The organism is Ruegeria sp. CF2 (genome assembly GCF_056537385.1).
Window position 1 is genome coordinate 1551136 of sequence record NZ_JBQFRL010000001.1, and the last position, 17903, is coordinate 1569038.

Here is a 17903-nt window from a genome sequence, read left to right on the forward strand (position 1 = left end):
GGTGATCTGCATTCGTGGTATTCTCCTACAGACCGGGAGATGGGCCATGAAAGCCGTTGCCACGTTCGCTGTTATCCTCTTGCCCAGTGTTTCTGGCGCGCAGTCCCATTGCGCCGGTCAAACTCAGATCGACGCCACTTTCTGTGCCAAAGAGAAATGGGAAATCGCTGATAAAGAACTGAACCGCCTCTGGAAAGAGGTCAAATCAGCGGCGGACAGGCGCGGAAACGGTGAGGCTTTGTTGAACGAACAGCGCGCTTGGTTGAAACGCAGGGACGCAACTTGTGACCCCGAACTCAAAAGCGATGGCAGTGCCGCGCAAATGTTCTATTGGTCTTGCATGGAAGAACAGACCCTGAATCGAAATCAGGAACTGTCCGCTTTGCGTTGAGCGGATACCTACGCGGTCATGGCTCTTCGAGCATCACTTTTTTCGTCGAATTACAAAAAGTGCGAATCGGGGGATTCACAACCCGAATCACCTGTGACATAGTGCTGACAGATGCCCGCAAAGGGCACGTTTTTGAGGCAGTATTCATACGGCGGTCAACAGAGTGTCCCGTTCCAATCGGCCCGGTCTGGGCGCAGTCGCATTCTTTTCGGTGGCTTTCATGCTGGGTGTCTATTTCACCTTTGCTGCCGTTCAGGGCGACTACGGCCTGTTCCGACGGATCGAGATTTCAGCGGAACGGGACGCTCTGTCACGCGACCTTGCGGCGCTGAACGCCGACATCGCTCGGATGGAAAACCTGACCCGACGCCTTTCAGACACCTACCTGGATCTCGACCTGCTGGATCAGCAGGCCCGAACCGTTTTGGGAATGATCCGGGCTGATGAAATCGTCATCCGTTAATAAAATACCCATGGCTGTAAGGCACGTTATAATCTAGTGCCGCTATTTCAGCGGAGAAAACATCAGCAACCAAGTCTACGTTTCTGCTACGCCAGTTTCTTCCATAGAACAGGTCCAATCGCCTTGTTTTCCGGATACCCGCTTTTGCTTGAACCTCATTTAGCGACACATCACCAATTCCGACTTCTTGCATAAGCTCACCGAATTCTGCTGCAAGTCTTTCGTACCTGATTACACGATCAACAACTATTTCTCCATCCGTCGAGTATAGGTCGAAGTCAGAAAAGAATTGTAACTGCTCTTGGCAAAATCGCGTGAACATCGCATGGGGATCGACGACTTCAATTCCACGTCTGTACATCCAAAAGTAGAAAGCCGAAACGGCCTTGTCCCACGGATTGCGTTCCACGCAAAAGCTGAAACATCCCTCCGCAATATCTGACAAATAGGTCGCGACCACTGAGTGGGGGTTGTGGGGTTGACGGGCCCGAACCTGGCCGTTTGATCGCTCTCGCAACAGTCGGACCGATTGACGCACAATGGGTCTTTTTCCGGGCCTTTGAGCCTCCTCCTCCGGTAAAAGCGGGGACGCGAAGTCACCATTTTTCAGATGCTTGCTCAGTGCAATTTCGATGGATGATCCGGCGGTTTTCTTCGTTTTGATGAAAACCAGCTTCGGCTCTCTGAGGATCATCATGCCAATTTGTCTCCGGCGCCTGTTCAAAACTGCCTGCCAATGGAAGCATACTAACCGTGCATAGGGCGAACCAAAAGGCGAAAACCTGCCGGATTTCGGGTGGAAACAGATACTCCTATCCGGTCCAGGACGCTGCGTCACATTTCCGCTCGCCAGAAAGCACGAAATGCTTTATGAGATAGTTTAACGCTAAACTATCTTGCCGGAAGGGAGAGGTCGCCACGATGGCTGCGCGAAAAACCACAAAGAAACCAAACGTTTCTGCGGAAGAACTCAAAACCTACTACCGCGAGATGCTGTTGATCCGCCGATTCGAGGAAAAGGCCGGTCAACTATACGGCATGGGTCTGATCGGCGGTTTCTGCCACCTCTACATCGGTCAGGAAGCCGTCGTCGTGGGGCTCGAAGCTGCGGCCGAGGATGGCGACAAGCGCATCACCTCCTACCGCGACCACGGCCATATGCTGGCCTGCGGGATGGATCCGGGCGGCGTCATGGCTGAATTGACCGGACGCGAAGGCGGCCTGTCCAAGGGCAAAGGCGGCTCGATGCACATGTTCTCGAAAGAAAAGCATTTCTACGGTGGCCATGGCATCGTCGGCGCACAGGTTCCGCTGGGTGCAGGCCTGGCCTTTGCAGACAAGTATAAAGACAACGGCCGCGTGACCTTTACCTATTTCGGTGACGGCGCAGCGAACCAGGGTCAAGTCTATGAAACCTTCAACATGGCGGCCATTTGGCAATTGCCGGTGGTCTTCGTGATCGAGAACAACCAGTACGCGATGGGCACGGCGCAAGCGCGCTCAACCTCGACCAAGGACATCTATCACCGCGGCGAGGCGTTCGGCATTCCCGGCGAAATCGTCAACGGAATGGACGTTCTGGCAGTGAAAGAGGCCGGCGAAAAGGCCGTGGCTCACTGCCGGGCTGGGAAGGGCCCGTACATCCTCGAGGTCAAGACCTACCGCTACCGCGGCCACTCGATGTCGGACCCCGCCAAGTACCGTACCCGCGAAGAGGTGCAGAAGGTGCGCGAGCAAAGCGACCCGATCGAACACGTGCGCGAGCTGCTGCTGACCGGCAAGCACGCCACCGAGGATGACCTGAAGGCGATCGACAAGGAAATCAAGGAGGTCGTCAACCAGGCCGCCGAGTTCGCCAAGGAAAGCCCCGAGCCGTCGCTGGACGAGCTCTGGACCGACATTTACGCCTGAGAGGACGAATAAGACATGGCAACCGAAATTCTCATGCCCGCCCTTTCGCCGACCATGGAGGAAGGCACACTGGCCAAGTGGCTGGTCAAGGAAGGCGACACCGTAAGCTCTGGCGACATTCTGGCAGAGATCGAAACCGACAAGGCCACGATGGAGTTCGAAGCCGTCGATGAAGGCATCGTCGGCAAAATCCTGATTGCCGAGGGCACCGAAGGGGTAAAGGTCAACACGCCGATCGCGATCTTGGTGGAAGAGGGGGAAGACGCATCGGCCGTGACCGCGGCTGCCCCCGCAGCCGCAGCGGAGGCCGAAGCCGCCCCGGCGGCGGTTGAAGCCCCCGCTCCTGCCCCTGCTGCACCGGCCGCGCCTACCGTGGACCTGTCGCCGGACTGGCCAGCCGATGCCGAGATGAAATCGATGACGGTCCGTGAGGCTCTGCGCGATGCGATGGCCGAGGAAATGCGCTCAGACGAAGACGTCTACCTGATGGGCGAAGAAGTCGGTGAATACCAAGGCGCCTACAAGGTGAGCCAAGGCCTGCTGGACGAATTCGGCGCAAAACGCGTGATCGACACGCCGATCACCGAGCATGGCTTTACTGGCATTGCCGTGGGTTCCGCCTTTGGCGGCCTGAAGCCGATCGTCGAGTTCATGACATTCAACTTCGCCATGCAGGCGATCGACCAGATCATCAACTCGGCTGCCAAGACGCTGTATATGTCCGGCGGTCAGATGGGCTGTCCGATCGTGTTCCGCGGCCCCAACGGCGCCGCCGCGCGCGTGGCGGCCCAGCACTCTCAGGACTATGCCGCCTGGTACATGCAGATCCCGGGCCTGAAGGTCGTGATGCCCTATTCGGCTGCCGATGCCAAAGGTCTGCTGAAATCGGCCATCCGCGATCCCAACCCGGTCGTGTTCCTGGAAAACGAAATCCTCTATGGCCGCTCGTTCGACGTGCCGCAGGTCGATGACCTGACCGTGCCGCTGGGCAAGGCCCGCATCTGGCGCGAAGGCACCGATGTGACCATCGTCAGCTTTGGGATCGGTATGCAATACGCATTGGAAGCCGCCGACAAGCTGGCTGAAGATGGCATCAGCGCCGAGGTGATCGACCTGCGCACCATCCGCCCGATGGACACTGGCGCGATCATCAACTCGGTGATGAAAACCAACCGTCTGGTCACCGTGGAAGAAGGCTGGCCGCAAGGCTCGGTCGGCAGCTACATCAGCTCCGTGGTCATGCAGGAAGCGTTCGACTATCTGGACGCGCCCGTCATCACGCTGACCGGCAAGGACGTGCCCATGCCCTATGCGGCGAACCTGGAAAAGCTGGCGCTGATTACCACCGACGAGGTGATCGCCGCCGTTAAACAAGTGACCTATCGGTAAGGAGCGACTGACAGATGCCCACCGAAATTCTGATGCCCGCCCTTTCGCCGACCATGGAGGAAGGCACGCTCGCCAAATGGCTGGTCAAGGAAGGCGACACTGTCTCCTCCGGCGACCTGCTGGCCGAGATCGAGACCGACAAGGCCACGATGGAATTCGAAGCCGTTGACGAAGGCGTCGTCGGCAAGATCCTGGTTCCTGAAGGCACCGAGGGGGTCAAGGTGAACACCCCCATCGCCGTGCTGCTGGAAGAAGGCGAAAGCGCCGATGACATCGCCGCGGCCCCGACCAAGGCACCCGAGGCTGCGCCCGCAGCCGACGCGGGCAACGAGGCTGCCGCCCCTGCGGCATCCGAGGCGCCCGCACCTGCCCCGGCTCCGGCGGCTCCGACCAAGGCCGATGGCGGTCGCATCTTTGCCTCTCCGCTGGCCCGTCGCATTGCCGCCCAAAAGGGTCTGGATCTCGCACAGATCAAGGGTTCGGGCCCGCATGGCCGCATCGTCAAAGCAGATGTCGAAGGCGCAACCGCTCCGGCAGCGGCACCGGCACCGGCTGCTTCGGCAAGCGCGGCGCCGGCCCCTGCCGCTGCTCCTGCAGGCCCCTCGGCCGACATGGTGGCCCGCATGTACGAAGGCCGCGAGTACGAGGAGGTCAAGCTGGACGGCATGCGCAAGACCATCGCCGCCCGTCTGGCCGAGGCCAAGCAGACTATCCCGCATTTCTATCTGCGCCGCGACATCAAGCTGGACGCGCTGCTGAAATTCCGCAGCCAGCTGAACAAGCAGCTGGAAGCCCGCGGCGTGAAGCTGAGCGTCAACGACTTCATCATCAAGGCCGTCGCCAACGCGCTGCAGCAGGTGCCCGAGTGCAACGCCGTATGGGCGGGCGACCGGGTTCTGCAGTTGAAACCTTCGGACGTGGCCGTGGCGGTGGCGATCGAAGGCGGGTTGTTCACCCCGGTCCTGCAGGACGCCGACACCAAATCTTTGTCGGCCCTTTCGACCGAGATGAAGGACTTGGCCGCGCGTGCGCGCGAACGCAAGCTGGCCCCGCATGAGTATCAGGGCGGCACCTTCGCGGTTTCGAACCTGGGCATGTATGGCATCGACAATTTCGACGCCATCGTGAACCCGCCGCATGCGGGCATTCTGGCCGTCGGCACCGGCGCCAAGAAGCCGGTCGTGGGCGAAGATGGCGAGCTGACAGTGGCGACCGTGATGTCGGTTACCATGTCGGTCGATCACCGGGTGATCGACGGCGCGCTTGGAGCACAGCTCCTGCAGGCCATCGTGGACAACCTGGAAAACCCCATGGTCATGCTGGCCTGATCCAAGTCACAAAAATCAAAAAAGCCGCCTCGGACCCCGAGGCGGCTTTTTTCGCACCTGAGAACAGGCTTACTGATCCTTGCCCAGCATGTGATCCATCGAGATCGAGGGCTGGTCACATCCCGCCTCACCCACGATCTTGGCCGGGATACCCGCCACGGTCTTGCAGGGCGGCACGTCCTGCAGCACCACCGAACCGGCGGCGATGCGGCTGCAATGACCCACGCGGATGTTTCCAAGAACCTTGGCCCCGGCCCCGATCAGAACGCCATCCTCGATTTTGGGATGGCGGTCCTCTTCTTCCTTGCCGGTCCCGCCCAGGGTCACCGAATGCAGCATCGAAACGTTGTCGCCCACAACCGCAGTTTCACCGATCACGATGGAATGCGCGTGGTCGATCATGATGCCCTTGCCGATCTTCGCGGCGGGGTGGATGTCGATCCCGAAGATTTCTGAACTGCGCATCTGGAAGAAATAGGCCAGATCGTGCCGGCCCTTCTGCCAAAGCCAGTGGGCCACGCGATAGGCCTGCATGGCTTGGTAGCCTTTGAAATACAGAATTGGCTGCAGCAGACGGTGGCAGGCCGGGTCGCGCTCGTACACGGCCATCAGGTCCGCGCGGGCGGCATTCATCAGCGCCTTGTCATCGGCATAGGCCTCTTCGACGATTTCACGCAGAACCATCATCGACATCTCGTTCGAGCACAGCTTGGCAGAGATGCGATAGGACAACGCACGTTCCAGAGACTTGTGGTGCAGGATACAGGCATGCACCAGTCCGCCCATCAAAGGCTCTTTTTCGACGGCGGCCTGTGCTTCGGCCGTGATCCGGTCCCAGACGGGGTCAACTGACGTAACTTGGGTGCGCGTTTCAAACATGGCTTTTGATCCTCTGCTGCGCCTAGAATAGCCATCTAGGCCCAAAAAGGCCAAACGCAAACCCTTGATGTGCAACACAACAGAAAATGAACCGGTCCGAACTCAGGGAATTTGAAACACTTATCCTGTCCCGGCTGGAGGAATTGGAACGCAATTCCCTCGCCGGTCAGGACGCTCAATCCGTGGTCGAGCTTGACCAGCAGGCGGTCGGGCGGCTCAGCCGAATGGATGCGTTGCAGAATCAGGCCATGGCCAAGGCGCAACAAACGCGACGAGATCTCGAAGTCCGACGGCTGAGAGCCGCCCTCGACCGGATGGCCGAGGGCGAATTCGGGTATTGCGAGGATTGCGGTGACGACATTCCGCGCAGACGGCTGGACCTGGACCCGGCCGCCAGCAAGTGCGTCAGCTGCGCGGCCGGTTGAGTTGAAACCGGATAAGATGGCGCAGTACCGTCTCGAAACAACGGCAATACTCGGTGTCGCTGAAACTTGGCTCGTCTGCCAACGGGCGGCTGCGTGCAGCTGCCATCAATGCTCCGTTACCGTAAACAGGATGCAAACGACCCGTCGCGGCCACGTGACGGTCAGCCAACTCGGCCTCGGCGATCATGCGCGCGCACAGCCGCTCACGCTGGGCTTGCGGCACGGTCAGCAAAACCCGCGCCGCAGAACTGACATCGCCGTGCAAAACAGGGCGCATGATCCCTCTACCCCACACTCAGACTCGCGGCCGCGCCCGGCCCGTAGCTGGCCGAAACCTGCGCCACCTCGACCTCGTAGAGGCCCGCGACGCCGTCCGAAGACTGTGCCGCCGCGGAATAGGTCCAAATTGGCGTCGTGGCGATCTCTTCTCGAACAAGGGCGCCACCTGACCGAATGCGGATCAGATAGGTCTCGGACTCCTCGCCCAGCGGCACGTCCAGCACGTCCCAATCGTCGCCGTCGATCCGGGTTCGGCGTACCCAGGTGAACAGGTCATCGCCCCCGTGCCTTTCGACCTTCAGATGAACTGGCGCGTAGGGGCGCAGACCGTTTCCATCAAAGGCCTCAACCTTATGGACATAGGAATCGTCGTCGTATCCGCGAGTTGCGGGCCCGATCCGGTAGTGCCGCGCAATTCGGCGTTCGGTCCGCAGCAGACTGGTCTGAAGAACCCTCTCGTCAAGCAACACGAACACGGAACCCTCCGGCCAGATTTCGGGCATGACTGCGTCCGTACCCAATTGGCCGCGCAGGCGGCCAGACAGGGCATGGACCCCGGGTTCCTGCAAGACGGCATCCGCGAATTGAAACACTTCCCAATTTCCGGGCGTGCCGTCTCCGATCGCGGCCAAGTTGGCGCCGGTCAGAAGTGAGTCACGCGACCACGACTGCAAGACGCCATCGACAAAGCGCACGCGCAGCGGCTCACCTTCATCCCAAACCCCTGCGCTCGCGGACGGCAAGGCGGATTCGGTAAACCCGATCACAGCCTGACCTGTCACCAGATCGCGCAGCGCGTAGCCCTCGTCGCTGTCCGAGGAATAGACGGCGACGCTGCCATGCCAGGGATCGGCCGTGACGGCCAGATAAGGCGCGTGCGGCTCTTCGGCACCTGTAATGAGTGGCAGATCAAGAAAAACCGGAAGAACCGGGACTGGGGCCACAAAGGGTTGTGACACAAACCCATCATCCGCCATATCGGACGGCGAATAGACCCCGGGCTCGATCCGCACGGCATCTGCCAGCTGGATGTCAGCCTGTTCCAACCTGTCTATGCGATACAGCGCACCGTCTCCCCCATTCCAGGATGGAAGTCGAACAATGTCGCCGGCGCCCAGATTCATCTGCGACGGCGGCAGCGCAAAGCGAGCGGTATTGCGCGCGACGCGGGCCTCGGCCAGCCAGCGTTCGACCGTCTGCCGTCCTTCGGAGCGGGTCATCGACAGAGGCATTTCGTTCACGGCTACAGAATGGGTCCGATCATCGGGCAGCACGGCCTCCTCCGCTACCACATCATGGTCCGCATCCGACTGAACAAAACGCAGACGCACGCGGCCGGCCATTTCGGCCTCGGCTTCGCGCTGGTACTGGACCCTGCCATCGACCTCGGGGCTTTCCGCGACCTGATCCAGCGACAGATCGAATGCCCGGCGCCCGGCCCTCATGCGGAATGTCAGAACACCGTCCCGCTCGATCGCATCAAATCCGTAGCGCAGCATCAGTGGCTGCAGGGCCGCCCGCGCGTCCGAAACATCTTCGATCACGTATCCACGGACGACTCCGTCCAGCGCAGACACATCAAAATCGGAGACGTCTGCAGCCTGACAAATCTCGGCCACCACCGAGGCCAATGTCCTGGCACCAGAACGTCCGTTCAACCAATGACCACGGGCGTAGTTTTCGCCGTCGCTCCACTGTGAACGCAGGTTCGGGAATTTCGGGTAAGGTCTCGCGTCCCACGCCCATACATAGGCGTTCGAAACGTCCACCATCGGACCATCGTAGATGTCCGAAACCGGGTTGATCTGCGGATCGGCCCAATATCCAAGAACTGCCTTCAAATACTGAACCTGAATGAAATCGTCGCGTTGACCGTTCGAGTATTTAGGCAGATCGGATTCCGAGGATTTCGGATCCAAAAACTTGTTGGGCTGGTTCGTTCCCTTGTCTATGGCCGCACAGCCCAATTCCGTGAACCAGATCGGCTTTGATCCCGGAACCCAATCGGTCGGTTCAGCTTGGCGCACTCCTCCGATCCGTTCGTGGTGCAAGTTCGACCACCAGTTGCGGATGTCTTTGTATCGCCACACCCATGGCTCTGCATGTTCGCCGTCCTCGATCGGATACCTTATCTGCGCGTCCTGTTCTTCTGGTGTTGGATAGTACCAGTCGTATCCTTCACCGCCTTCGATGTTGCCGCGCAAATAATCCAAGTCGTAGATTGACCTAGCACCATCCAGCGCATCCAGATGCTCGTCGCCATCCCGCCAGTCCGAGACCGGCATGTAGTTGTCGATCCCGACGAAATCGATGTTTTCGTCTGCCCACAGAGGGTCCAGATGGAAGTATCGGTCACCGCTGCCATCGGCAGGCTGGTACCCGAAATACTCTGTCCAATCCGCGGCGTAGCCTATCTTGGTGTCTGGCCCCAGTATCTGCCGCGCTTCCGCCGCCAATGCCTTCAACTGAGCGACGGCCGCGAACCCGGACGCGCCGCGTATCTGGGTCAGGCCACGCATTTCCGAGCCGATGCAAAACGCCTCGACCCCGCCTGCGGCCTTGCACAACGCGGCGTAGTGAAGAATAAAACGGCGCATGCTCCATTCTTCCGGGCCGGTATAGGTGACGGTGCCATTACCGATGATGAAATCCGAGGCTTGGGCTGCACCAAAGAAGCTTGCCACCTGAGCGTCCGCACCTGCGGTTCCGTCCACCGACCCCGGACGCCCCGGAGCCACGTCCAGCGTGATCCGGCCGCGCCACGGCAGATGCGGCTGATCGCCGGCATCCGACCATGGGTCTGGAAGACCATTACCCTGCATCTGATCCATCAGGATGAAAGGATAAAACATCACCCGGCTGCCGGATTCCTTGAGGTGTTGAATGGCCTGAACCACCGACGCATCGGCCGGGGTACCGCCATAGACCGGTCGCCCGTCCACATGCTGCACGACCTGGGCCGATTTGCGCTTCAGCCCAGAGACTTTCCACGGCATGTTGGCGCCATCCACGTCATCGCGGATCACCTTGGGTCGAATGCTGCAAGCGCCGCAACGCAAGTCATCTCCGAACCACGAGACCACGAGCGACGCAGCCTTGCAGCCCGGAAGTTCTTTGCTCAGGGCACGCATCGAGGCCACCAGATCGGGCTCGCCGGAGGGCGAGTTGACGTTGGCGGCCCAGCTTTGGCCCGACCCTTTGGAGTAGTTTACCTGAGCGCTGGCCAGCGTGTATTCCCCGGTGCCAGGCATCAGGGCCACGGCACGGACAATCCGTTGCAATTCGGATTCGTAGTCCGGTGCGGATTTCTGGTCCGGCCGAACAACCTCGAAGGAGAACTGGGGAACGCGGTTGCCAAATTGCGCCAGCGGCAGGTCTTCGATCACCACATACGCAGTGCCGCGATAGGCCGGAACCGTTCCGGCACCTTCGATCGTTTCGATCAGTGGATCCGGCAGCTGATCCTGGCTACCGGTATAAACCCGCATGTTCACGCTGTTGCGCTCAAGCTCTTCCCCATCGGCCCATATCCGCGCGATGTCCGCGATCTCTCCGACGCCGACAGCAATCGCCAGTGAGATCGAATAGCTGTAGCTATGGGTGGTCGTGGTGACTTCGGCGGGTTTAGGGGTTCCTTTTCCGCCAGCAGACTGCGTAGACGTCGTGGTCTTGCGGGTCTCAAGGAAATCCGACGCCCAGATCACCTGCCCTCCGACCCGCATTCGGCCGAACACGGTGGACAACGGCGCGCCCTCACCTGTTTCCGTAAGTCTGAACCGGTCCAGCCGGCCGGACTCGACCACCTCGCTTCCGGCGCCCATGACCGACTGGCTCATCAATCGCTGGTCGATAACCCGCCCGAGTGTCGCGCCGACTGCGCGCCCCAAGATGGCCGTTGACAGCCCGGCAACGGTTCCACCGATGGACCCGCCCAGCGCAGCCCCCGCCGCAGATAAAACTATCGTCGCCATCAGTTGCCCTCCAAAGGAAATTCAAAACAGGCGACCACACGGCGGCGCCAGGGGTCGCTCAGTGCGTTTTCGACAACGCCATGTCCGGAATAGGCATGGATGAAGCGTGGCACGGCGCCCGCTTCACTCACGATACCAAGGTGTTTGGCCACACCGGCATCGCGCATCCGGAACAGCAGCACGCACCCGGGGGCCAGAAAGTTGCGCGGACGTTCGACCAGATTGCGCCGCGCAGCCGCCCACATGCGCTCTTCCCCCTGCGGTTCGGACCAGTCCATGCTGTAGGTAGGCACCGCCTCGGGCTCGTGGCCGATGACGGATCGCCAGACGCCGCGCAGCAATCCCAAGCAATCGGTTCCCGCTCCCTTGACCGAGGCCTGATGCACATAGGGCGTTCCCAGCCAGCCTCGCGCTTCGTCCACGATATCCTGCGCCGTCACCATCACCGCCTGCTGCCTCCATTGTTCGCGTTGCCCTGTTTCGGCATGGCCATCACCCAGTCTTCGCTCGGCAGATCCGGAAAACCCTGGAAATTTATGATGTTGTTGAATTTCAACCGACAGGTCTCCATCCGCTTGTCGCAGCCCGCCAGCACCCGCACACGGTCACCGACGACCAGACCCGAGCCCAAGGCAGTCCAAAGGTGCAATTCCCGCCCGATCTTGATGCACCGGTCCGTCTTCACCGAAGCCCAAAGACCCTGAGAGCGGCCGGTCAGCACATCGACGCGGCCGCGTTCAAACCAGCCGTCCTCAAACGCCTCCGCCCCCTGCAGTCTGAGGATCGGACCCTCGTCGATCTCGGCAATCTCGGCCTCGGCCCAGTAGCCGGGCGTCAACCTGTCGAAGCCGCAGGCTTTGTCACCCAGAACGGCCGTACAGGGTTTTTGGTAGATCCGCCCCAAGGGTCGGTTCAGCAGATCGGTCAGCCCGCGCAACTCGGCATGAAACGCGCCCCCAGCGCGGCGCAGCTCGCCGATTGAGCCACGGAACTGCAACATGCGCTCTTCCGGCGCGGCCCAGTTGACCAACCATGCTCGGACATCGGCACCGTCAAAGCGGCCGTCTTCGATATCCTCGTCGCGCACGGCCGCATCAGACAACGCCCCCATGGCCTCGGAATTGTCGATCGACAGGCCCGTCGCCTGTTCGATGGCCGAGGCTGTGAGACCGGTGCTTGCCTTGAACACCAGCCCGTCAAAGGCCAGTTCGCGGTCATGGTCGGTGAACCCGAAGGACATGCCATCGGTGCGGGTGATCGCCCAACAGCGGCAGACCGTGGTCATGCCCGACTGCAGATGGGCCAGCAATGCCTGCTTGTCGCCGCTCATCAGACCCGCACCTCCACCACCGGAACATTGGGCACGTCGCCAGCCTGAAAGCTGGCCACGCTGACCTGGATCCTGTCGGTGTCAAACCGCACCGGCACGTCGAACTCGAACCCTGCGGTCACCTCGACCCCCTCGGCTGGGGGGACCGCGAATTGGATCAGGCCGCTATTCAGGTCCACCTCGAAATCGACGCCTTCGCGAGCCTCATCCTGATCCAGCCCAATCTTGACCGTACCCAGCACCGGCTTGACGATCGGGCGCACATAGCCGACCCCGCCCGAGGCATAGGTCTTGACCAGTTGGAACGCGGTCGTGACCCCGTCGCCTTGCCCGATCACCTGGTCGCCCTTGTCGACCTCGGCAGTGGCGGCGCAGGACTTGTAGTCCGACCAGTCCTTCCAGCGAAAGCCGTACATCTGCCCCTGACGCGCCTCGAAAAAGGCGATCAGCGTCTGGATGTCGTCCAGCGACCGCATCCCCAAACCGGCGTCGTATCGCCGCCGCGAATGCACCCAGGGCGTGTTGCGTTCCTCGAACCCGTTGGCCAGCGTCACGATATCCGTGCGCCGCTCGGGTCCGCCGACCGAGCCGAAACTCAGGCTGGCGGGAAATCTGACTTCGTGGAAATTCATGTCCTGCTCCCCAAACTAGCGGTTCCGATTGCCGCGCCCCAGGGCGCGGCTCATCTGGGCGGCGATCTGGCCCTGGCTGCGGCGGAAGCCCTGCACGTCGGGCGTGGTGATATTCATCACCACGTTCACCGCCCCTCCGCCGCCCGAGTTGCGCACGCCCAACTTGCCGTCGGGTCCGCGTGCCAGCGGCATGATCGCCTCGGGGCCGGCCTCGCCCATCAACCCGGTCGCACCGCGCATCGGAAAGGTGGTGGGCCCGGTGACCACGCCGCCATTGGCAAAAGGCATGACGCGCCCCTGCGCGAAACTGCCGCCATCGGCAAAGGGCAGCAGCCCCTGAACCAGGCCGCCGACCGTATTGGCCAGCATGCCGCCGAAATGATCCGTCACCGGCTTGATCGCCGCCGAATAGGCCGTGCGGATCATCGAGTTCTTCAGCACGTCCAGCGCATCCGACAGGTTCTTTCCGTCCAGAACCACGCCGTCGAAGGCCTTGCGAAGCCCGCTCGACATGCCGCGTTCCAGGGTGGCGACATCCTTGCCGGTCTCCTCAAAAGCGGCGCTGATCCGCTTCATCTGGGCGTCGAAGGCCGCCGCCATCGTGGCGGCATCGCCCAGGGCGTCGCCCAGCGCCTCGCCGCGCTCCTGCAGGTCGTCAAACCCGTCCCGATCCGTCATCACGCTCTCCTTGTTTCTTGTCGGGCCAGGCGGCCAGCAGCTTGTCCAGCCGCGCCCGGTTCATCGCCGGCATCCCGCGGCCCTGCCCCAGCATCAGCCGCAGTTCGGCCGGGGTCAGACGCCAGAACTGATCCGGCGTCAGCCGCAGCCCGTGCAGCCCGGCCCGCATCAGGCCGGGCCAGTCAAAGCCGCTCATGACTCACCCGGCACCATGAAGGCCCGCGCCAGCAGCTCGGCCGCCGCCCGCGCCGCGGCCATCGGGCCGCCCTCGATCTCGGCCCGCAGCATGTCGGCGCGGGTCACATCCGTGCCGCCTCCGCGCAGCCCCGCCAGGATCAGCGCCAGCACGTCACCGCTGGAATAGGCGCCGCCCTCGAACCGCTGCACCAGCTCCACCAGCGACCCTGCGCCCAGCTCCTGCTCCAGCTCGGCCAACGTGCCCAGCGTCAGCTTGAGCACCCGGCGCTGGCCATCGATCACCAGCGCCACCTCGCCCGTCCACGGATTGACCATCACAGCGCCGTAAAGGTCAGGGCGCCGGCGCTGGCCAGGCTCATCTCATAGGTCGCCTCGCCATTGTGCGAGCCCGAATACTCGATCCCGGTCACCTGGAACGGTCCTTCGACGATGCCGAAATCGGGGATGATCACCTGGAAGGCGGGTGTTTCACCATCAAAGAACAACTGCCGCGCGCGTTCATCCGTGCCGGCGTCCTTGAACACGCCCGATCCGGAAATCGAGGCCGACTTGACCCCCGCCCCCGACAGCAGCTCGCGCCAGCCGCCTTGGCTCTCCAACGAGGTGACATCCACGCTTTCCGCGTTGAAACTGATCCGCGTGGCCCGCAGCCCCGCGATGGTCTGGAACAGACCCGTGCCGTTCATGTCCACCTTGACCAGCAGGTCCTTACCGTTCTGGGCACCCATTTGCTCTCTCCATTGATTGCTTAGTTGTCTTCCACGCGGGCGCGGAATCTCAGGTCGATCTGCCGGATCGCGCCACCGGTCCCGGTGCGCCGGGCCGAGGCCCGCTCGAACCACAGCCCCACCAGCCGCCCCCGATCCAGCGTCAGCGCGGCCCCGTCCAGCGCGTCGCACACGGCCCCGGCCAGGGTCTTGGCCGCGCCGAACCCGGCCGCCTCGGACACCACCGACACCGCGAAGCGATGCAAAGTGCCCTGCCCCGTCTTGTCCGAAGCCTCGCGCACGTCCTCGGGGCCAAGCGTCACGTAGGTCTGCGGAACCGTCCCCGAAGGCACCTCGTCATAGATCGCGCCGCCGCTCAGCGCGCCCACCTGGGCATCCGCCACCAATTGCTGGAACACCGCCGCCTGCAGCGCCGCCGAAACGCCATAGCTCATGCCGCCACCTCCTCATCCGCGAAACAGGTCAGATAGCGCCCGGCCGGGTCGTATTCGGCCACGGCGCGGATTACGAAAACCCGGTTGCCATCGCGAAACCTCTGATCGGGTGCCGGGCGCATCGACGACCCCTCGGGCGCGCCGCGCACCACGATGCGGTAACTCACGCGCGACACCGGAACATTCGCGACCGCGCGCTCGGTGCCAGTCCGGGCGGTCACCTCGGCCCACAGCGTGCCCAGCGGCGCCCATGTCTCGGCATAGCCGCCCGCACCATCGGCCACCCGCACAGGGGCCTCCAGCAACAGCTGCCGGTTCAGACGGGGCGCGCTCATTGCATCACCCCCGCGCCGAAACGCACCATGCGATAGCGCTGGATCAGGCTGGTCACACCGAAGGGCATGCAGCCGTCGCCCAGGCTGGTCTCGTCGCGATACTCGTAGTAATGAGCCGCCAGCAGCAGCACCGCCTGCCCCAGATCCGCCGGCAGCCCGCCCCAGTCCGCGGCCATCCCGGCGGTGAAGGCGATGGTCACCTCTCCACCTGTGGGAATGGCGGGCAGGCAGGCCCTCATCGGCCGTAGGCAGGGGCGCTGGCTGTCGCGCTCCAGGCGGTAGGTCCCGGGCGCCACCACCTGCTGGGCACCCTGCGCATCGGTCAGCGTGACCGCGTCGATGCTGGTCACCGGCGCGACCGGCAGAACCTCGCCCGCGTCGTTCCGCCAGCGGCTCAGGATCCAGGTGAAACTGCGCGATATCAGCACCTTGCCCGTGCGCGCCTCGATCGCGGCCATCGCCGCCCTCAGGAACCCTTTCAACACGTCATCCTGCAGGCTGGTCTCGGCAAATCCCGTGCCCAGCCGCAGATGCGCCTTGAACTGATCCACAGGCAGCGCCGCATCCGCGATGGCGGTTTCTTCGATCAACATCATCCATTCACTCCGCAATCTCGGACCCCTCCGGGGGCCGCATCCTTGGAAAATGGCGGGCACGTGCCGCCCCACGTTGCTCGGACGGAGGGGAGCAGCTAGACAACGCGGGGGATCTCACCCCGGCCCGCGCCCGCCGCCCGAGGGGCCGGCCCACCGGCCCCCCGGATCCGTCACCGCTTAGGCGGTGCCGAATTTCACCAGCTTGATCGCGGCAAAGTCGTTGATGTCGCCGCCCACGCGCTTGGTTGCATAGAACAGGACATGTGGCTTGGCGCTGAACGGATCGCGCAGCACGCGCAGGTCGGGGCGCTCGGCGATGGTATAGCCGGCCGAGAAGTCACCGAAGGCGATCGAGAAGCTGTCGGTGCCGGGATCGGGCATGTCCTCGGCGATCAGCACCGGATAGCCCATCAGGCGCGCGGGCTCACCCGCGGCTAGGCCGTCCGACCACAGGAAGCGGCCGTCGGCATCCTTCAGCTTGCGGATCACGCCGGCGGTTTTTGAGTTCATCACGAAGGTGCCGTTCACGCGGTACTGCGCGCCCAGCGCATAGACCACGTCCACGATCGCATCCGGGTCGATGCCGCCCGCGACACCGGTGGGCACATAGCCCAGGTTGCCCCAGGTCCAGACATCATTGTCCACCGCCGGATGGCTCAGGATGCCCTTGGGCTTGTCGATGCCGTCACCGTTGATGAAGGCCGCCGCCTCGGCGCGGGCGAACTTGTCGGCGATACGGCCGGCCAGCCAGCCCTCGACGTCAAAGGCACTGTCATCCAGCAGCCGCTGCGAAGCCTTGGGCAGCGCGCTTAGCTCGTGCAGCGGGATCGAGATGCGGTCGATCGACGGGGTGCCGGTCTCGGCGGCGGTGGCGTTCTCGGCAGCCCAGCCCGCGCCTACATCGGTATGATCGATCAGCACGTCGAACGAATTGGCCTCGACATTCACGACCGACGCGATCGAGCGGATCGAGGCGGTGGATTTCAGTACCGACTTGATCATCTCGGCGGTCTGTGGATCGACCAGGTAGCCGCCATCGCTGTTGACGGCCGTCGACAGCGACTTGGCCTCGATTTCCAGCCCACGCAGGGCATCGTCATCGCCCGAGCGTACATAGGCGTCAAAGGCCTTCTGGTGCGGCGCTTCCTCCAGGGTCGAGGCCGCAAGATGCGGGCGCGCCGCGATGGTTGATTTACGATCCAGCATGGTCAGTCGCTCTTCTGTTTGTTGCATTTTCTGTTGAACTTCAGCCTTCAGGCCCTTGAATTCACTCACGAAGCCAGCCATCGCCTGCTTCACCTCCTGAACCAGGGGCACACCCTCTCCGGTCAAGGCCGCGATCTCGGTCTTGCTCATCAGCACTTCCTTTCTGGGTGGGGGTTGAGGCGCGCTAGGGTCGCGCCAGCTCCTGCCGGGCGCTCTGGAACACCTCGGCAATACTGCGCCAGGTGTCCTCGGCATCGGGGTCCGTCCCCTTTGCCGCCACCCGCGCACTGGGCAGCATCGGGAAGGTCACCAGCGACACCTCCCACAGCTCCAGTTCCGTCAAGAGCCGCCGGCCCTTGTCATCCTTCACGGCCCGCTTGGTGCGATAGCCGATCGACAGCCCGTCCAGCGCACCCGCGCGGATCAGCTCGGCCGCTTCGCGCCCCTTCTGGGTGCTCTGCAGCAACCGCCCCTTGACCCACAGGCCGCGCTCATCCTCGCGCACCTCGTCCCACACGCCGATGGGCTGGGCCGGGTCGTGCTGCCACAACATCTTGACCCGCTGACCGGCCGCCTTAAGCCCGGCCAGCGACGCGGCATAGGCACCTTTCTGCACCACGTCGCGGCCCTGATCGACCTGGCCGAACAGGCTGGCATAGCCCTCGATCACCGCGTCTTCGGTCACCGACAGCCCATCGCCGAACCGCGCGAACTTGCGTTCCAAATCCAT

22 protein-coding genes are annotated in these 17903 nt (G+C 62.6%); 6 read left to right on the forward strand and 16 right to left on the reverse strand.

Going from position 1 to position 17903, the window contains the following annotated elements:
* Positions 1 to 46: 46 nt before the first annotated feature.
* Together ACR0IR_RS07685 and ACR0IR_RS07690 are read left to right on the forward strand one after the other, a co-directional pair.
* The gene (locus ACR0IR_RS07685) at positions 47 to 391 is read left to right on the forward strand and encodes a lysozyme inhibitor LprI family protein (protein WP_170338113.1); all 345 of its coding nucleotides are present in this window, start codon (positions 47 to 49) and stop codon (positions 389 to 391) included.
* Between the two features lie 163 nt (positions 392 to 554).
* Positions 555 to 854: an FtsB family cell division protein gene (locus tag ACR0IR_RS07690; RefSeq protein ID WP_170338112.1), complete on the forward strand. Its 300-nt coding sequence runs from the start codon at positions 555 to 557 to the stop codon at positions 852 to 854.
* Here the strand turns inward: ACR0IR_RS07690 and ACR0IR_RS07695 are convergent.
* On the reverse strand, positions 844 to 1551 hold the full coding sequence (locus ACR0IR_RS07695) for a hypothetical protein (protein WP_170363246.1): 708 nt from the start codon (positions 1549 to 1551) through the stop codon (positions 844 to 846). The two genes, ACR0IR_RS07690 and ACR0IR_RS07695, sit on opposite strands and share 11 nt — an antisense overlap.
* A gap of 224 nt (positions 1552 to 1775) precedes the next feature.
* Between ACR0IR_RS07695 and pdhA the strand changes: the two genes are divergently transcribed.
* Genes pdhA through ACR0IR_RS07710 form a run of 3 tightly spaced genes read left to right on the forward strand, consistent with a single transcriptional unit; the run spans position 1776 to position 5482 of the window.
* Entirely contained in the window at positions 1776 to 2765 is a 990-nt protein-coding gene (gene pdhA / locus ACR0IR_RS07700; RefSeq protein ID WP_170363245.1) for a pyruvate dehydrogenase (acetyl-transferring) E1 component subunit alpha, read from the forward strand.
* Positions 2766 to 2780: 15 nt separating this feature from the next.
* On the forward strand, positions 2781 to 4154 hold the full coding sequence (locus ACR0IR_RS07705) for a pyruvate dehydrogenase complex E1 component subunit beta (protein WP_170363244.1): 1374 nt from the start codon (positions 2781 to 2783) through the stop codon (positions 4152 to 4154).
* A gap of 14 nt (positions 4155 to 4168) precedes the next feature.
* Complete coding sequence (locus ACR0IR_RS07710) at positions 4169 to 5482, forward strand: pyruvate dehydrogenase complex dihydrolipoamide acetyltransferase (protein WP_170363243.1); 1314 nt, start codon at positions 4169 to 4171, stop codon at positions 5480 to 5482.
* Between the two features lie 69 nt (positions 5483 to 5551).
* Here ACR0IR_RS07710 and cysE read toward each other — a convergent pair whose 3' ends face one another.
* Positions 5552 to 6361, reverse strand: a complete 810-nt coding sequence (gene cysE / locus ACR0IR_RS07715) for a serine O-acetyltransferase (protein ID WP_093962389.1) — start codon at positions 6359 to 6361, stop codon at positions 5552 to 5554.
* Between the two features lie 86 nt (positions 6362 to 6447).
* Between cysE and ACR0IR_RS07720 the strand changes: the two genes are divergently transcribed.
* A complete protein-coding gene (locus ACR0IR_RS07720; protein ID WP_170358783.1) occupies positions 6448 to 6786 on the forward strand; it encodes a TraR/DksA family transcriptional regulator in 339 nt (112 codons plus the stop codon).
* Here the strand turns inward: ACR0IR_RS07720 and ACR0IR_RS07725 are convergent.
* The 14 genes from ACR0IR_RS07725 to ACR0IR_RS07790 form a co-directional block, all read right to left on the reverse strand.
* Positions 6767 to 7063: a DUF7742 family protein gene (locus tag ACR0IR_RS07725; protein WP_170358782.1), complete on the reverse strand. Its 297-nt coding sequence runs from the start codon at positions 7061 to 7063 to the stop codon at positions 6767 to 6769. The two genes, ACR0IR_RS07720 and ACR0IR_RS07725, sit on opposite strands and share 20 nt — an antisense overlap.
* A 7-nt stretch (positions 7064 to 7070) precedes the next feature.
* Positions 7071 to 11036 carry a baseplate multidomain protein megatron gene (locus ACR0IR_RS07730; RefSeq protein WP_170363242.1) on the reverse strand — a complete coding sequence of 1322 codons (3966 nt, stop codon included), beginning with the start codon at positions 11034 to 11036 and terminating at the stop codon, positions 7071 to 7073.
* Positions 11036 to 11479 (reverse strand): C40 family peptidase, encoded by a 444-nt coding sequence (locus tag ACR0IR_RS07735; RefSeq protein WP_170363241.1) that lies wholly within the window; start codon positions 11477 to 11479, stop codon positions 11036 to 11038. Before ACR0IR_RS07735 ends, ACR0IR_RS07730 begins: the two co-directional genes overlap by 1 nt.
* Positions 11479 to 12366 carry a DUF2163 domain-containing protein gene (locus tag ACR0IR_RS07740; RefSeq protein ID WP_170363240.1) on the reverse strand — a complete coding sequence of 296 codons (888 nt, stop codon included), beginning with the start codon at positions 12364 to 12366 and terminating at the stop codon, positions 11479 to 11481. The genes ACR0IR_RS07735 and ACR0IR_RS07740 overlap by 1 nt, the downstream gene beginning before the upstream one ends.
* Positions 12366 to 12998 (reverse strand): phage distal tail protein, Rcc01695 family, encoded by a 633-nt coding sequence (locus ACR0IR_RS07745; RefSeq protein ID WP_480779047.1) that lies wholly within the window; start codon positions 12996 to 12998, stop codon positions 12366 to 12368. Before ACR0IR_RS07745 ends, ACR0IR_RS07740 begins: the two co-directional genes overlap by 1 nt.
* A 15-nt stretch (positions 12999 to 13013) precedes the next feature.
* On the reverse strand, positions 13014 to 13676 hold the full coding sequence (locus tag ACR0IR_RS07750) for a phage tail tape measure protein (protein WP_170363238.1): 663 nt from the start codon (positions 13674 to 13676) through the stop codon (positions 13014 to 13016).
* The gene (locus ACR0IR_RS07755) at positions 13654 to 13872 is read right to left on the reverse strand and encodes a rcc01693 family protein (RefSeq protein ID WP_170363237.1); all 219 of its coding nucleotides are present in this window, start codon (positions 13870 to 13872) and stop codon (positions 13654 to 13656) included. The genes ACR0IR_RS07750 and ACR0IR_RS07755 overlap by 23 nt, the downstream gene beginning before the upstream one ends.
* Positions 13869 to 14189, reverse strand: a complete 321-nt coding sequence (locus tag ACR0IR_RS07760) for a gene transfer agent family protein (RefSeq protein WP_170363236.1) — start codon at positions 14187 to 14189, stop codon at positions 13869 to 13871. The genes ACR0IR_RS07755 and ACR0IR_RS07760 overlap by 4 nt, the downstream gene beginning before the upstream one ends.
* Positions 14189 to 14602, reverse strand: a complete 414-nt coding sequence (locus ACR0IR_RS07765) for a phage major tail protein, TP901-1 family (RefSeq protein ID WP_170363235.1) — start codon at positions 14600 to 14602, stop codon at positions 14189 to 14191. The genes ACR0IR_RS07760 and ACR0IR_RS07765 overlap by 1 nt, the downstream gene beginning before the upstream one ends.
* A gap of 20 nt (positions 14603 to 14622) precedes the next feature.
* Positions 14623 to 15036, reverse strand: coding sequence for a DUF3168 domain-containing protein (locus ACR0IR_RS07770; protein ID WP_170363234.1), 414 nt, complete (start codon positions 15034 to 15036; stop codon positions 14623 to 14625).
* Entirely contained in the window at positions 15033 to 15371 is a 339-nt protein-coding gene (locus ACR0IR_RS07775; RefSeq protein ID WP_170363233.1) for a head-tail adaptor protein, read from the reverse strand. Before ACR0IR_RS07775 ends, ACR0IR_RS07770 begins: the two co-directional genes overlap by 4 nt.
* The gene (locus ACR0IR_RS07780; RefSeq protein WP_170363232.1) at positions 15368 to 15967 is read right to left on the reverse strand and encodes a head-tail connector protein; all 600 of its coding nucleotides are present in this window, start codon (positions 15965 to 15967) and stop codon (positions 15368 to 15370) included. Before ACR0IR_RS07780 ends, ACR0IR_RS07775 begins: the two co-directional genes overlap by 4 nt.
* Positions 15968 to 16144: 177 nt before the next feature.
* Positions 16145 to 17323 carry a phage major capsid protein gene (locus tag ACR0IR_RS07785; RefSeq protein ID WP_170363231.1) on the reverse strand — a complete coding sequence of 393 codons (1179 nt, stop codon included), beginning with the start codon at positions 17321 to 17323 and terminating at the stop codon, positions 16145 to 16147.
* A 34-nt stretch (positions 17324 to 17357) separates the two neighbouring features.
* Positions 17358 to 17903, reverse strand: a complete 546-nt coding sequence (locus ACR0IR_RS07790) for an HK97 family phage prohead protease (RefSeq protein WP_170363230.1) — start codon at positions 17901 to 17903, stop codon at positions 17358 to 17360.